The organism is Ralstonia sp. 24A2 (assembly GCF_051783885.1).
GTDB lineage: Bacteria > Pseudomonadota > Gammaproteobacteria > Burkholderiales > Burkholderiaceae > Ralstonia.
This window is the reverse complement of record NZ_JBPVZD010000001.1, coordinates 852,771-867,105: the sequence shown is the minus strand read 5'-3', so window position 1 is coordinate 867,105 and position 14,335 is coordinate 852,771. Positions and strand designations below refer to the sequence as shown.

General features: G+C 63.4%; 15 protein-coding genes. 1 reads left to right on the top strand and 14 read right to left on the bottom strand.

Going from position 1 to position 14,335, the window contains the following annotated elements; translation table 11 throughout:
• Positions 1-114 precede the first annotated feature (114 nt).
• Positions 115-780, top strand: a complete 666-nt coding sequence (locus tag ACS13N_RS04045) for a methyltransferase family protein (protein ID WP_438930456.1) — start codon at positions 115-117, stop codon at positions 778-780.
• A 13-nt stretch (positions 781-793) separates the two neighbouring features.
• Here the strand turns inward: ACS13N_RS04045 and ACS13N_RS04040 are convergent, their stop codons facing one another.
• From ACS13N_RS04040 to urtA, 14 genes are all read right to left on the bottom strand, one after another.
• Positions 794-1,096: a hypothetical protein gene (locus ACS13N_RS04040; RefSeq protein ID WP_438930455.1), complete on the bottom strand. Its 303-nt coding sequence runs from the start codon at positions 1,094-1,096 to the stop codon at positions 794-796.
• 67 nt (positions 1,097-1,163) lie between these two features.
• Positions 1,164-1,796, bottom strand: a complete 633-nt coding sequence (ureG, locus tag ACS13N_RS04035; protein WP_438930454.1) for an urease accessory protein UreG — start codon at positions 1,794-1,796, stop codon at positions 1,164-1,166.
• A gap of 5 nt (positions 1,797-1,801) precedes the next feature.
• A complete protein-coding gene (locus ACS13N_RS04030; protein WP_438930614.1) occupies positions 1,802-2,491 on the bottom strand; it encodes an urease accessory protein UreF in 690 nt (229 codons plus the stop codon).
• Positions 2,484-3,128 carry an urease accessory protein UreE gene (ureE, locus tag ACS13N_RS04025; protein ID WP_438930453.1) on the bottom strand — a complete coding sequence of 215 codons (645 nt, stop codon included), beginning with the start codon at positions 3,126-3,128 and terminating at the stop codon, positions 2,484-2,486. Before ureE ends, ACS13N_RS04030 begins: the two co-directional genes overlap by 8 nt.
• A gap of 1,195 nt (positions 3,129-4,323) precedes the next feature.
• Positions 4,324-6,042 (bottom strand): urease subunit alpha, encoded by a 1,719-nt coding sequence (ureC, locus tag ACS13N_RS04020; protein ID WP_438930452.1) that lies wholly within the window; start codon positions 6,040-6,042, stop codon positions 4,324-4,326.
• A gap of 13 nt (positions 6,043-6,055) precedes the next feature.
• Positions 6,056-6,361, bottom strand: coding sequence for an urease subunit beta (locus ACS13N_RS04015; RefSeq protein WP_048932785.1), 306 nt, complete (start codon positions 6,359-6,361; stop codon positions 6,056-6,058).
• A gap of 10 nt (positions 6,362-6,371) precedes the next feature.
• Entirely contained in the window at positions 6,372-6,989 is a 618-nt protein-coding gene (locus ACS13N_RS04010) for a HupE/UreJ family protein (RefSeq protein WP_438930451.1), read from the bottom strand.
• A gap of 24 nt (positions 6,990-7,013) precedes the next feature.
• Positions 7,014-7,316 (bottom strand): urease subunit gamma, encoded by a 303-nt coding sequence (gene ureA, locus ACS13N_RS04005; RefSeq protein WP_045787191.1) that lies wholly within the window; start codon positions 7,314-7,316, stop codon positions 7,014-7,016.
• 62 nt (positions 7,317-7,378) lie between these two features.
• Positions 7,379-8,266, bottom strand: coding sequence for an urease accessory protein UreD (locus ACS13N_RS04000; RefSeq protein ID WP_438930450.1), 888 nt, complete (start codon positions 8,264-8,266; stop codon positions 7,379-7,381).
• A gap of 90 nt (positions 8,267-8,356) precedes the next feature.
• Positions 8,357-9,049: an urea ABC transporter ATP-binding subunit UrtE gene (urtE, locus tag ACS13N_RS03995; RefSeq protein ID WP_438930449.1), complete on the bottom strand. Its 693-nt coding sequence runs from the start codon at positions 9,047-9,049 to the stop codon at positions 8,357-8,359.
• Position 9,050: 1 nt separating this feature from the next.
• On the bottom strand, positions 9,051-9,902 hold the full coding sequence (gene urtD / locus ACS13N_RS03990) for an urea ABC transporter ATP-binding protein UrtD (RefSeq protein ID WP_438930448.1): 852 nt from the start codon (positions 9,900-9,902) through the stop codon (positions 9,051-9,053).
• Positions 9,899-11,074, bottom strand: a complete 1,176-nt coding sequence (gene urtC / locus ACS13N_RS03985) for an urea ABC transporter permease subunit UrtC (RefSeq protein ID WP_438930447.1) — start codon at positions 11,072-11,074, stop codon at positions 9,899-9,901. The genes urtD and urtC overlap by 4 nt, the downstream gene beginning before the upstream one ends.
• A gap of 1 nt (position 11,075) precedes the next feature.
• Complete coding sequence (gene urtB, locus ACS13N_RS03980; RefSeq protein WP_438930613.1) at positions 11,076-12,707, bottom strand: urea ABC transporter permease subunit UrtB; 1,632 nt, start codon at positions 12,705-12,707, stop codon at positions 11,076-11,078.
• Between the two features lie 108 nt (positions 12,708-12,815).
• Positions 12,816-14,078 carry an urea ABC transporter substrate-binding protein gene (urtA, locus tag ACS13N_RS03975; RefSeq protein ID WP_438930446.1) on the bottom strand — a complete coding sequence of 421 codons (1,263 nt, stop codon included), beginning with the start codon at positions 14,076-14,078 and terminating at the stop codon, positions 12,816-12,818.
• Positions 14,079-14,335 lie beyond the last annotated feature (257 nt).

Below are 14,335 nucleotides of genomic sequence, written 5' to 3'. Positions count from 1 at the left end.
CAGGAAACTGGCCGCGCGATGTGTTCTGGCGCGGCCTTTTCTTTTGGGCGCTATCAATGCAACCCACGGGCGCGAGGCCTACACTGGGCGCATTCGGATTCTCTTGAGGCAGTCATGGCGGCATCGGCCAGGCTTGGCTTTGGAGCGGTGATCTCGGTACTCGGCTATCTCGCACTGGCGGCGTGGGGCTGGGGCGGTGTCGGTGCGCTGCTTGCGCACCCGGCACGCGTGGCGCTGGTGGTGGTGGTGGTGACCATCGCGTTGACCATTGCCGCGCTGTTCGCTGGCGGCAACCTCAGTTCCGGCGAACGCGAAGATCGATCCAACCGCTGGGTGCTGCCAGTGTTCGGCCTGATCGGCATCGTCAGTGCCTGGCTGCCGGCCTACACCGATCGACACGACCTGTGGTGCATCGACGGTGATGCCATCCGGTGGCTAGGCGTCGTGCTCTACGCCGCAGGCGGTGCGTTGCGCCTGTGGCCGGTGCACGTACTGGGCAACCGGTTCAGCGGGCTGGTGGCAATCCAGCCGGGCCATACGCTGGTCACCGGCGGGATCTACCACTACGTGCGCAACCCGAGCTACCTCGGGTTGCTGGTGAGCACGCTGGGCTGGGGGCTGGGGTTCCGGGCATTGGCCGGCGTCATACTGACGCTGCTGTTGCTTCCCCCGCTGGTGGCACGCATGCGCGCGGAAGAAGCGCTGCTGCAATCGCAGTTCGGCGCGCAGTACGACGCGTACCGTGCCCGAACCTGGCGCCTGATTCCCGGGTTGTATTGACGATGCGCCAGCATCAGCTCGGCAACGCAAAACACTGCACGTCGGGCGCCGTGTACACCGTCGGATACGGCGACCGCGGCCCTGTCTGCATCCTCAGTGGTTGCGTTGCCAGCACTTCGGCTTCGTTGCGCTCACGGGTGCTCAACGGCGCGGGCTTCGGATCAGGCAGGTGTACCGGCTGATTCACAGCACAGCGCACCGGCTTCCCGTCGGCCAGCCGCACATCCATCGTGTAGTACGGCCCGACGATGGCTGGCGCGCATGCGGCAACGCCCAGCACTGCCAGCATCACCATCACCCCATGCAGCGTCTTCATCACTCACCTCCACGGCGCACATCTCTGCCGGTTTGACCTGCGACGCTGCAAGCGAGTGCCCGCCACATCAGGCCGAGGTTGTTGCAGTCAGCATGCCCTGCCTTTCGATGAATCGGATGACCTCGTCCAGCCCGCCCTGCGCCTTCAGATTGCACATCACAAACGGGCGATCGCCGCGCATCTTGCGCGTGTCGCTTTCCATCACCTCCAAATTGGCCCCGACGTACGGCGCCAGGTCCGTCTTGTTAATGATGAGCAGATCCGACTTGGTGATGCCTGGCCCGCCCTTGCGTGGAATCTTCTCCCCGCCCGCCACGTCGATCACGTAGATCGTCAGGTCCGACAGCTCCGGGCTGAACGTCGCCGCAAGGTTGTCGCCGCCTGACTCGATGAAGACGACATCCGCATCCGGAAACTTGTTCAGCATGCGATCCACCGCTTCCAGGTTGATCGACGCATCTTCGCGGATGGCGGTGTGCGGGCAGCCACCCGTCTCCACGCCCATGATGCGCTCGGCCGGCAACGCACCGGAGATCGTCAGCAAGCGCTGGTCTTCCTTGGTGTAGATATCGTTGGTGATCGCCACGAGGTCGTAGCGCTCGCGCATAGCCTTGCAGAGCATTTCGAGCAGCGTGGTCTTGCCGGAGCCCACCGGGCCGCCCACGCCAACGCGCAGGGCTGGAAGTTTCTTGGTACGCATGATGATCAGGAACGAAAGAGTCTTGAATACTGGGTTTCATGCCGGGCAGACAGCACGCCCAGCCCAGGCGAAAACGTCGACAGTTCTGGTGGATGACAGGTCGCGCGGCGTGTGGCTTCTTCCACCGCGCGAGCCACTGCCGGATGCAGGCCAAAGAGAATGCGTTGCCCCGCTGCTTGCCCCAGCGGTACCGCCTTCACCGCGGCGGCCATCTGGTTCTCCACCCACGCAAAGCAGTACGCCGTCACGCCGTCGTGCGGGTCAACATTCAGTGCAGCAGCTGCTGCCGCAAATGCCGTCGGAAACGTCACCGACGCACGCGCCGACAGCGCTGCGCGCAATGCATCATCGCCCCACCCCATCTGCTGAATCAGGCGGTTGAGCGACCAGCCCATCTGCGAGGTTTCCAGCCGCAGCTCACGCGTTTCGCGCGTGGCAAGGAACCACGCATCGCGCTCGGCCACGGCATCGAAGCGGCCGGCCTGCCAGTCGGCGAATTGCAGCAGCCACAGCGGCGCCTCGCACGCGGCAAGCACGTCGAGCCCTTCTGCAATCCACCTCGCGGCGGAAGCCTCATCGCTCACGTGCCGCACGTCCACCGCCGCCTCCAGCCCCTGCGAATAGCTGAACGCACCCACCGGCAATGCAGGGGACGCGAGATGCAGCAAAGCGGTCAGTTGAGCAACGCTAGTCATGGTGATGGTGGTGATGGCCGCAACCGGGGCCATGCACATGACCATGGTCGTGATTGTGACTGTGGTCATGACCATGCGCATGATCGTGACCATGGTCGTGCGAGTGACTGTGGTCGTGCCCGTGATGCTCGTTGTACAGCGCCTGCGCTGCGGCGTAGTCCTCTTCGAACGTCGCATCGTGACCATGACGATGGCCGCCGCCGTAAGCACCGGCTTCGGGCTCGAACGGCGCTTCCACGTGCGCGACGGTCACGCCCAGGCGCACGAGCATGTCTTCGAGCACGGGATCGGCTTCGAGCTGCAATGCATCCGCACTTACCTGCACCGGCGTGTGGCGATTGCCGAGGTGATACGCGGCGCGCATCAGCGCGAGACGGTTGTCGCTGGTCACGCGCAGCACCTGCTCCGGCGCGGCCTGCACCTCCACCAGCGTGCCGTCTTCAGCGACGAGCACATCGCCGCCTCGCATGACGGTACCGCGCGTCAGCACGACGGCCACCTCACGGCCGTCGTCGAGCGTGGCGCGCAGGCGGCTGCGGCTGCGTTCCAGAAACGGCAGCACCAGCTTGGGTGCGCGCTTGACCAGCACTGAGGCCAGGCCATGCGGCACGGGAAGATGTTTATTGATGGAAAGCATTGTCAGTATCCAGTTGCAACCCGGCTATCGAGCCTGAAAGACCGGGCGTTGAGCCTCGGACGGTCATCATTGGTGCTCAAACACTCACCGTTGGGCCTCAAACTGTCATCGTTGGACCTCAGACACTCAACGTTGAGCCTCAGACTGCCATCGTTGGACCTCAGACACTCAACGTTGGGCCTCAGACCGTCATCGTTGGACCTCAGACACTCAACGTTGGGCCTCAGACCGTCATCGTTGGACCTCAGACACTCAACGTTGGGCCTCAGACTGCCATCGTTGGACCTCAAACACTCAACGTTGAGCCTCAAACTGTCATCGTTGGACCTCAAACACTCAACGTTGAGCCTCAAACTGTCATCGTTGGACCTCAGACACTCAACGTTGAGCCTCAAACTGTCATCGTTGGACCTCAGACACTCGGCGTTGGGCCTCTGTGGCTCGGCGCTCGGCGTGGTGGTCCAACCCTCGTTTCATCCCCTGCCGGGGCTGACTCACTTTCTTTGTCTTGCCAAAGAAAGTAAGCAAAGAAAGGCGCGCCCGAGATGGCGAAACACTCCTTGAATTTATGTCGCAGGGAGGGGAAGGGAAAAACTCGCTGCGCTCAAACAGTTTCCCTTCCTTTTTCCTCCCTGCAACAGAAATTCAAGGCGCCGTCTAGGGCAAGGGTAAAGCACACCATCTCTTGCCCCTGCACCACTCCGTCCGACATCCTGCGTCTTCGCCGCACACCACACACCACACACCACACACAGCGCATCACGCATCACGCATCACGCATCACGCATCACGCATCACGCATCACGCATCACGCATCACGCATCACGCATCACGCATCACGCATCACGCATCACGCATCACGCATCACGCATCACGCATCACGCATCACGCATCACGCAATCAACCGAGCCTTGGCGCTCACTCTTGTTCCCCGTCGGTGTGGCCTTTGACGTTCCTGCCCTTGATGGCGCCTTGAATTTTTGTAAGCGGGCGGAAAAAAGATGGGGAACTGTTTGAGCGCAGCGAGTTTTCCCCATCTCCGCCCGGTTATGAAAATTCAAGGAGGGTGTCGCCATCTCGGGCGCGCCTTTCTTTGCTTACTTTCTTTGGCAAGACAAAGAAAGTGAGTCGGCCCCGGCAGGGGGCGAAAGGGAGGCAAACCACCAACACCCAAACCCAACCAAAAAACCAAAACCTAAAACAAGAAATACCGCTGCGCCATCGGCAACACCTCAGCCGGCTCGCAAGTCAGCACCATCCCATCCGCCACCACCTGATAAGTCTCCGGATCCACGCTGATATCAGGCTGCCAGTCGTTATGAATCATGTCCGCCTTGGTAACGCTGCGCGTGCCCTTGACCACCGCCGTGGTCTTGGCAAGGCCATAGCTTTCCGCCACACCGGCAGCAGCCGCCGATTGCGACAGGAAGCTCAGTGACGTACGCCCCAGCGCCCCACCCGCCGCCCCAAACATCGGCCGATAGTGGACAGGCTGTGGCGTGGGGATCGACGCATTGGCATCGCCCATCGCCGCCGAGGCAATCATGCCGCCCTTCAAGATCAAGCTGGGCTTCACGCCAAAGAACGCGGGCTTCCACAGCACCAAGTCCGCCCACTTGCCAACTTCAACGGAGCCGACTTCATGCGCAATGCCATGCGTAAGCGCCGGGTTGATCGTGTACTTGGCCACGTAGCGCTTCACGCGGAAGTTATCGTGCCCACCACGCGCATCGTTCGGATCCCCTGCCAGCTTGCCGCGCTGCACTTTCATCTTGTGCGCGGTCTGCCAGGTACGCAGCACGACTTCGCCGACGCGGCCCATGGCCTGCGAGTCGCTGGAGATCATCGAGAACGCGCCCAGGTCGTGCAGGATGTCTTCTGCAGCAATGGTCTCGCGGCGGATGCGGCTCTCGGCAAAGGCGATGTCCTCGGCGATGGACGCATCGAGGTGATGGCACACCATCAGCATGTCGAGGTGCTCGTCCAGCGTGTTGACGGTGAACGGCCGCGTCGGATTGGTCGACGACGGCAGCACGTTCGACTCCCCGCACACGCGGATGATGTCGGGCGCATGCCCACCGCCCGCCCCTTCGGTGTGATACGTGTGGATCGTGCGGCCCTTGAACGCTGCGACGGTCGCTTCGACAAAGCCCGATTCGTTCAACGTATCGGTGTGGATGGCGACCTGCGTGTCGGTGTCGTCGGCCACGCCCAGGCAGCAGTCGATGGCGGCGGGCGTGGAGCCCCAGTCCTCGTGCAGCTTCAAGCCGATGGCGCCCGCGTCGATCTGCTCACGTAGGGCGCCCGGCAGGCTGCCGTTGCCCTTGCCCAGGAAGCCGATGTTCATGGGGTAGGCATCGGCCGCCTGCAGCATGCGCTGCATGTACCACGGGCCGGACGTGCAGGTCGTGGCATACGTGCCGGTGGCTGGCCCCGTGCCGCCGCCGATCATCGTCGTCACGCCGCTGTTGAGCGCTTCGTCTATCTGCTGCGGGCAGATGAAGTGGATGTGCGTGTCGACGCCGCCAGCCGTGACGATCATGCCCTCGCCGGCAATGATCTCGGTTCCCGGGCCGATGACAATGGTCACGCCGGGCTGGATGTCCGGGTTCCCCGCCTTACCGATCGCCGCAATGCGGCCGTTCTTCAAGCCGATGTCGGCCTTGACGATGCCCCAGTGGTCGATGATCAGCGCATTGGTGATGACGGTGTCGGCGCAGTCCTTCGACTCGCGCTGGCTCTGGCCCATGCCGTCGCGAATGACCTTGCCGCCGCCGAATTTCACTTCCTCGCCGTAGATGGTGAAGTCGCGCTCGACTTCGATGATGAGGTCGGTGTCGGCCAGTCGCAGGCGGTCACCCGTGGTGGGGCCAAACATTTCCGCATAGGCGCGGCGGGAAATTTTCAGTGTCATGTCCGTGCCTCGCTCAGAGCTTGCCCATCACACGGCCTGCAAAGCCGTAGACCACGCGGTCGCCGGCCAGCGCCACGAGTTCGACCGTGCGTTCCTGCCCCGGCTCAAAGCGCACGGCAGTGCCTGCAGCGATGTTGAGCCGGTAGCCACGCGTGGCGTCGCGGTCAAAGCGCAGCGCGTCGTTGACTTCATAGAAGTGGTAGTGCGAGCCGATCTGCACGGGGCGGTCACCGGTGTTGGCCACCGTGACCGTCAGCGTGGGGCGGCCCACATTCAATTCGAGTTCGCCGTCTTGCGGCAGGAGTTCACCGGGGATCATGGTGTGCCCCTTAGATGGCGGCAGCCAGCAGGCTCGCGCCGTACAGCGCCACACCCACGCCCGACAGACGCGCCAGCCAAGCCAGACGCGGCTTGAGCGCGAAACCGGCACCGATGCCAGCGGTATGCAGCAGCGCCGTCGCCACGGCAAAGCCGCCGACGAAATACGGGAACATGGCCTGTGCGCCAGCCGGGAATTCCGTGCCGTGCGCATAGCCATGGAACAGCGCAAACGCGCCGCACAGCAGCGCACCGCCCCACGTCGGCAGTTGTGCGCGTGCGGCGATCAGCAAACCGAACACCAGCAGGGATGCGGCGATCATCGGCTCGGCCATCGGCAACGCCACGCCGCCTGCGCCCAGCATTGCACCCATGACCATCAGCGCGACGAAGGCGACCGGCGCCCACAGCGCATCGCGCACGGAGCGCGACGCGAGCGCACTCCACACGCCTACGGCCACCATTGCCAGCAGATGGTCCGCACCCGTGAGCGGGTGGAGGAAACCGGCGATCAGGCTGCCCTCCGCGGTATGGCCCGGATGCCCTGGGTGAGCGAAAGCGACGGAGGCGCCCAACGTGAGCGCAATGGCCGCAGCGGGCCGGACGAAGCGAGACAAGAGTTGGGTCATGGCAGGACTCTTCGTAGAGGGCGTTCAAACAATCGGGTGGTGGACGGTGACCAGCTTGGTGCCGTCCGGAAAGGTCGCTTCGACCTGGATGTCGGGAATCATCTCGGCCACGCCGTCCATCACGTCATTGCGGGTGAGAAGCGTGGTGCCGTAATGCATCAACTCGGCCACCGTTCGACCATCGCGCGCGCCTTCCATGATGGCAGCACTGATGAAGGCGACGGCTTCCGGGTAGTTGAGCTTGAGGCCGCGGCCCTTGCGGCGTTCGGCCAGCAAGGCGGCGGTGAAGATCAGCAGCTTGTCTTTTTCGCGCGGGGTCAGTTCCACGAGGGGCTCTCTTCGGTGAGGTTCTTTGGAGATTCAATCAGGCGGCGCATGTCACGTCGCCGTTATGTGGACCACAAGCGCAGCGGACGGCCCGCCACGCCATGCATCGGTTCGCGCAGCGTCAGCCACGTCTGCGACAGCAAGGCACGCGCATCTTCGGGCCGGTGTGCAAGCACGCGCAGCAGCAAAACGTTTGGCAAGCCGGGCATGTCTTGTGTGAGGCAGGTCACGCCAGCACGGAGATTGTCGTTGTACGGCAGGTGCTCGGCCATCGCCTCGGCCAGGGTTTCGGTGGCACCCTCGCCCACCGCCCACAGCGTGCCGACGACGTGGAAACCAGCCATGCCCGTCGTCGCAGTCAACATGGGCGATTGCGCATCGAATGCCGCCGATTCGATCCACAGGGGCTGGTCATTGCATCGCAGCTCCGTATGCATGGCGATGCGGCCCTCGGCCCACGATTCACCGGCGGCATGTCGGCCAAGCATGGTGGTGTCCCAGCCGATGGCGGTGGCGCCGGGCGCCAGATCCAGCGTCAGATCGATGATCGGGCAGGCCTGGTTGAAGACGATATTCTCCTGCGGCAGCCAGTCGAGCCGTGCGCCCTCTTCCACCCGGATGGCAACACGCTGCGTGGCCGTGCGGCCGAGCGACTTGTACCACTTGGTCGCGCCGGGCGTGGTCAGCACGGCATGCGCATCGGCGCCGAGTGCGATGTCGATATCGAGCACATCGCCGCCGGCAATACCTGCGGGCGGATGCAGCATGACCACATGGCACACGCCCTCGCCTTCCGGATACAGCGCTTTCTGCACGCGCAGCGGCCCTTGATGTCGGCACGTTGCCAATACCGTCCGCCCACCACGGCGCGCAAATGCAAGGCGCAGTGAGGCTTCCCAGGACGCGAACGAGGCGGTCTGCGGCGGAACAGGAAAATCGGGATGGCGCATCAGGAGTGCAGCACGGCGGCTAGGAATTTTCTCATCATAGCCAGATGCCACAGATTTGGCATTCGACTTTTTTCCCGGGACGCCGGTGCATCAAACGGCCACCAGATCGCGCACGCCGTCGGCTTCCATGTTGGCGCCGTCGCCCTGGGCGACGACCTCGCCGCGGCTCATGACGACGTAGCGATCGGCGATGCTGCGGGCGAAGTCGTAGTACTGCTCGACCAGCAGCACCGACATGCCGAACTCATCCACCAGCCGACGCAGCGTGCGGCCGATCTCCTGGATGATCGACGGCTGGATGCCCTCGGTCGGCTCGTCCAGGATCAGCAGGCGCGGCTCGCTCATCAACGCGCGGCCGATGGCGAGTTGCTGCTGCTGACCGCCGGACAGATCGCCGCCGCGCCGACCCTTCATCTCCTTGAGCACCGGAAACAGCTCGTAGATCGAATCCGGCACCTTGGACGGCGCACGCTTGGCGGCCGCACCGATCAGCAGGTTCTCTTCCACCGTCAGGCGCGGGAAGATCTCGCGGCCCTGCGGCACATAGGCGAGGCCCTGGGAGACGCGCTCGTAGGCCGGCATTTTCTGGATGCCGCGCCCTTCCCAATCGATCGCGCCGCTGGCGGTCGGCACCACACCCATCAGGCACTTGAGCAGCGTCGTCTTACCGACACCATTGCGGCCGAGCAGCGTGGTCAGCTTGCCTGTGGGCACTTCGAAACTGACATTGCGCAGGATGTGGCTGCCGCCGTAGAACTGGTTCAGTTGCTGGATCTGCAGCATGTCAGCGCCCCAAATACGATTCGATTACACGGTCATCGCGCTTGACGGCATCGAGCGTGCCTTCGGCCAGGACGCTGCCCTCGGCCAGCACGGTCACGCGCCCCGTATCGCCCGCCAGGGCGGCGACAAACTCCATGTCGTGTTCGACCACCATGATCGAGCACGAGCCACGCAGGCCGTTGAGCAGCGTGGCAAGCTGCATCGTCTCTTCATCCGTCATGCCGGCGACAGGCTCATCAAGCAGAAGCAGTTGCGGTTGCTGCATCAGCAGCATGCCGATCTCCAGCCGCTGCTTTTGCCCGTGCGACAGCAAACCGGCGGGCCGATACGCCTCCGCTTCCAAATGGATGCGGCCGAGCGTCTCTTCGATGCGCTGGCGGCCGTCGTTCAGCAACCGCGCACGCAGCGACACCCACCAACGCTTGTCGGCCTTCATCGCGAGTTCGAGGTTTTCCCACACGGTGTGCTGCTCAAACACCGTGGGCTTCTGGAACTTGCGGCCGATGCCGATCTGCGCGATGCGCGGTTCGGTCAAGCGCAGCAGATCGATGCTCTGGCCAAGGAACACGCGGCCCGTGACATCCGCATTGCGCGGGCCGGTCTTCCCTGTGATCACGTCCATCATCGTGGTCTTGCCCGCACCGTTGGGCCCGATGATGCAGCGCAGCTCGCCGTGGTCGATCGACAGCGTGAGCGCGTTCAGCGCACGGAAGCCGCCAAAGCGCACGGTCACATCTTCGAGATACAGGATGGCGCCGTGCGAGACGTCAATCGTGTCCGGTTCGACCAGATGGCCCATGCCGGTGGCGGTGCCGGTCTCCGCACGGTCGGGGAGTTCGGTGAAGGTGCTCATGCGTGGTCTCCGGCGGGCGGTGCGGCGGGCGTGGCTTCAGATGCCGTGATTGGTTTGGGTACGCGCTTGCGCATGCGCAGCTTGCCCATCACGCCCAACACACCATTCGGCAGATACAGCGTCACCAGCACGAAGATCGCGCCCAGCACGAACAGCCAGTACTCGGGCACCCAGGCCGTCAGCAACGTCTTGGCCCCGTTGACGAGGAACGCGCCGATGATCGGGCCGATCAACGTGCCACGCCCGCCCACGGCCACCCACACCGCCATCTCGATCGAGTTGCCCGGCGACATCTCGCCCGGGTTGATGATGCCGACCTGCGGTACGTACAGCGCGCCCGCAATGCCGCACAGCACGGCCGAGAAGGTCCACACGAACAGCTTGTAGCCGAGCGGGTTGTAGCCGGAGAACATCACGCGCGCCTCGGCATCGCGGATGGCCGTGACCACGCGCCCGAACTTGGACGTGACGATCGCGCGGCAAGCGATGAAGGCCAGCACCAGCGCCACGAACGTCGCGACAAACAGCACGGTACGCGTCGACAGTGCAGCAATCGGGAAACCGAGAATGCGCTTGAAATCCGTAAAGCCGTTGTTGCCGCCAAAGCCCGTCTCGTTGCGGAAGAACAGCAGCATGGCCGCGTACGTCATCGCCTGCGTGATGATCGACAGGTACACGCCCTTCACACGCGAGCGGAAGGCAAAGAAGCCGAACAGCCATGCCAGCACACCCGGCACCAGAATCACCAGCAGCATGGCCCAGGCGAAGTGCTCGGTGCCGTGCCAGAACCAGGGCAATTCCTTCCAGTCGAGGAAGACCATGAAATCCGGCAGGTCGCTCTTGTAGACGCCTTCGCGGCCGATGGAGCGCATCAGGTACATGCCCATCGCATAGCCGCCCAGCGCGAAGAATACGCCGTGCCCAAGGCTCAGGATGCCGCAGTAGCCCCACACCAGATCGAGCGCCAATGCCGCCAGCGCGTAGCACATGATCTTGCCGATCAACGTGAGCGCGTACGCCGACAGATGCAGCGGGCTGCCCTCCGGCACCAGCAGCGCACACACCGGCGCGCCGATACAGACGATGAGCGACACCAGCACCAGCGCAGACCACCCGCGTCGCGACAGCAGCGGCATGCGCGCGGGAATATCGAGTTTGAATTGGGTTGTCATGTCAGGCCTCCGCGCTGCGGCCCTTGAGGGCGAACAGGCCCTGCGGACGCTTCTGGATGAACAGCACGATCAGCACCAGCACGATGATCTTCGCCAGCACCGCGCCGTAGAACGGCTCGATGAACTTGTTGATGAGCCCCAGCCCGAACGCACCGATGATGGTGCCGGCCAGTTGCCCCACCCCGCCCAGTACCACGGCCATGAATGAGTCGATGATGTAGCTCTGGCCGAGGTCCGGCCCGACGTTGCCGATCTGTGAAAGTGCGCAGCCACCCAATCCAGCAATCCCCGCACCGAACGCGAAGGCGTAGCTGTCGACCTTCCACGTGCGCACGCCCACGCAGGCGGCCATCGTGCGGTTCTGCGTGGTGGCGCGCACGAACAAGCCCAGGCGCGTGCGGTTGAGTACCGCCCACGCAATCGCCACGACTGCCAGTGCGAACAGCAGAATCACGAGGCGGTTGTACGGCAGGATCAGCCCGGGATACAGCGCAATGCCGCCGCTCATCCAGCTGGGGTTAGCCACCTCCACGTTCTGCGCGCCGAAGATCGAGCGCACGGCCTGCATCAGCAGCAGGCTGATCCCGAAGGTGGCGAGCAGCGTTTCCAGCGGGCGGCCATACAGGTGACGCAGCACCAGCCGCTCCAATGCAAAGCCGACCACTGCCGCCGCTAGGAATGCCGCGGGCAGCGCTGCCGGCAGATACCAGTCGAACGCATTCGGAAAGTAGTTGCGAAAGAGCGTCTGCACCACGTAAGTGGCATACGCGCCGATCATCAGGAACTCGCCGTGCGCCATGTTGATGACGCCGATCAGGCCGTACGTAATTGCCAGCCCCAATGCGGCGAGCAGCAGCACGGAGCCCAGGCTCAGGCCGGCGAACAGGTTGCCGATCAGCTCCGACTTGCGCTCCTGCGCCGACAGGCTATCAAGTGCCTGCTGTGCAGCCGCGCGCAACTCGTCATCCGCTCCACTGTCCTTGGCGAGCAACGGCGCGATGTGCTGGCGTGTCTGCGGATTCGTATCCGAGCCCAGCAGCTTGAGCGCTTCGAGTTTCTCAGCATGCGTGCCGTCGTCGAGTGCGAGACTGGCCCACAGCAGATGCAGCTTGGTGCGCAGTTCGGGATCGGTCTCGTGCTTGCGTGCGGCATCGACGATCGGGCGTGAGGCCGTCTCCGGATGAGCAAGGAGCGTCTCGACGGCCTGCGCACGCACGGCGCGGTCGGGTGACTGCAACACGAAGCCGCTCGCCGCGCTGTCCACTTGCGAGCGCAGCGCGTTGTTCAGCGTGAGGGATTGCAGGTCATCCGCCTTGACCATCACCGATTGGCCAGAGATCGCATCGAGATAGCGATCGCCATCCTGGCGCACCATGCCGGCGGCGGGCGCGAAGAACAGCGCATCGTTCTGCAAGGCCTGCAGGATCGGGCCGGCCTGTTCAGCAGGCGCAGCAGTCAACGCATTGAGCGTCTTCACCTTGGCATCGAAGTCGTCTTCGGCCAGGGGCTTGAGATCAGCCTGGGTCAAAGGTTGTCCGGCAGCCCATGCAGAGACAGCGGGCGTTGCAGCCAGACAAAACGCGCACAACAGCGCGGCAAAGGAATGAGACAACCAGCGGGACAAGCGCATCATGGCAACCCGATGCGTGGCACCCGGCAGATACCGAGCGGGTGCCACGTCGTACAGCGTCATTCGAAAGACCGGCTACAACATCACGTGCAGCCGATCTGCCTGATCACATCACTTGCTTGCAACCATGTCAGGCTTGCCTTCGTTGCCCGGAATGTACGGGCTCCACGGCTTGGCGCGGATCACCGTTGGCGTCTTCCACACGACGTTGAACTGACCATCGCCGCGCACCTCGCCGATCATCACGGGCTTGCTCAGGTGATGGTTGTTGTTCATCACCAGCGTGAAGCCCGACGGCGCCTTGAACTGCTGGCCGTACATCGCTTGGCGCACCTTGTCCACGTCGGTGGTACCGGCCTTCTCGACAGCCTGCTTCCACATCATGATGCCGACATAGGTGGCTTCCATCGGGTCGTTGGTGACGCGCTTGTCGCCGCCCGGCAGGTTGTTGGCCTTCACCCATGCGGCCCACTTCTTCTTGAAGTCGTCGTTGACCGGGTTCTTGACCGACATGAAGTAGTTCCATGCGGCAAGCTGGCCGGCCAGCGGCTTGGTGTCGATGCCGCGCAGTTCTTCCTCACCCACCGAGAACGCCACCACCGGCACGTCCTTGGCCTTCAGGCCGGCGTTGCCGAGTTCCTTGTAGAACGGGACATTCGAATCGCCGTTGATCGTGGAGATCACCGCCGTCTTGCCGCCCTGCGAGAACTTCTTGATGTTGGCAACGATGGTCTGGTAATCCGAGTGGCCGAACGGCGTGTAGACCTCTTCGATGTCGCTGTCCTTCACACCCTTGCTGTGCAGGAACGCGCGCAGGATCTTGTTGGTCGTGCGCGGGTACACGTAGTCGGTACCGAGCAGGAAGAAGCGCTTGGCACCGCCGCCTTCCTTGCTCATCAGGTATTCCACTGCCGGAATGGCTTGCTGGTTAGGGGCGGCGCCCGTGTAGAAGACGTTCTTCGACATCTCTTCGCCTTCGTACTGCACCGGGTAGAACAGCAGGCCATTCAGCTCTTCATACACCGGCAGCACCGACTTGCGCGACACCGACGTCCAGCAGCCGAACGTGACGGCCACCTTGTCCTGCGTCAGCAGCCCGCGCGCTTTCTCGGCAAACAGCGGCCAGTTGGATGCCGGGTCCACCACCACCGGCTGGAGCTGGCGGCCGAGCACGCCGCCGCTCTTGTTGATCTCGTCGATCGTCATCAGCGCCACGTCTTTCAGCGACGTTTCGGAGATGGCCATGGTGCCCGACAGCGAATGCAGGATGCCAACCTTGATCGGCTCTTTTGCCTGAGCAAACGCGAAGTTCGACACGGACAACAGTGCTGCAGCACCAACGGCTGACAGCTTCAACAGCGCACGACGTTTCATTGCGGCTCCTTCGGTTTTGTTGGTGGCGAGAACGACTCCCGGGAGCCAAAAGTGCAACTACCGTGCCACCGTGTTTGGCTCATTTGATGGGAAATTCGCGCCAAAACGGTGCCAAAATGGGCCTAGGCGCGCGCCAAATCCGCGCATTCAGCAGTGGTCATGCGCACGCGTGGGGCACGCGCAGACAAGCACAGAACTGGTGGAGTGCAAGGAAAAAACCACGCGCAAAAAGAAAGGCCGGCATTGCGCCGGCCTCA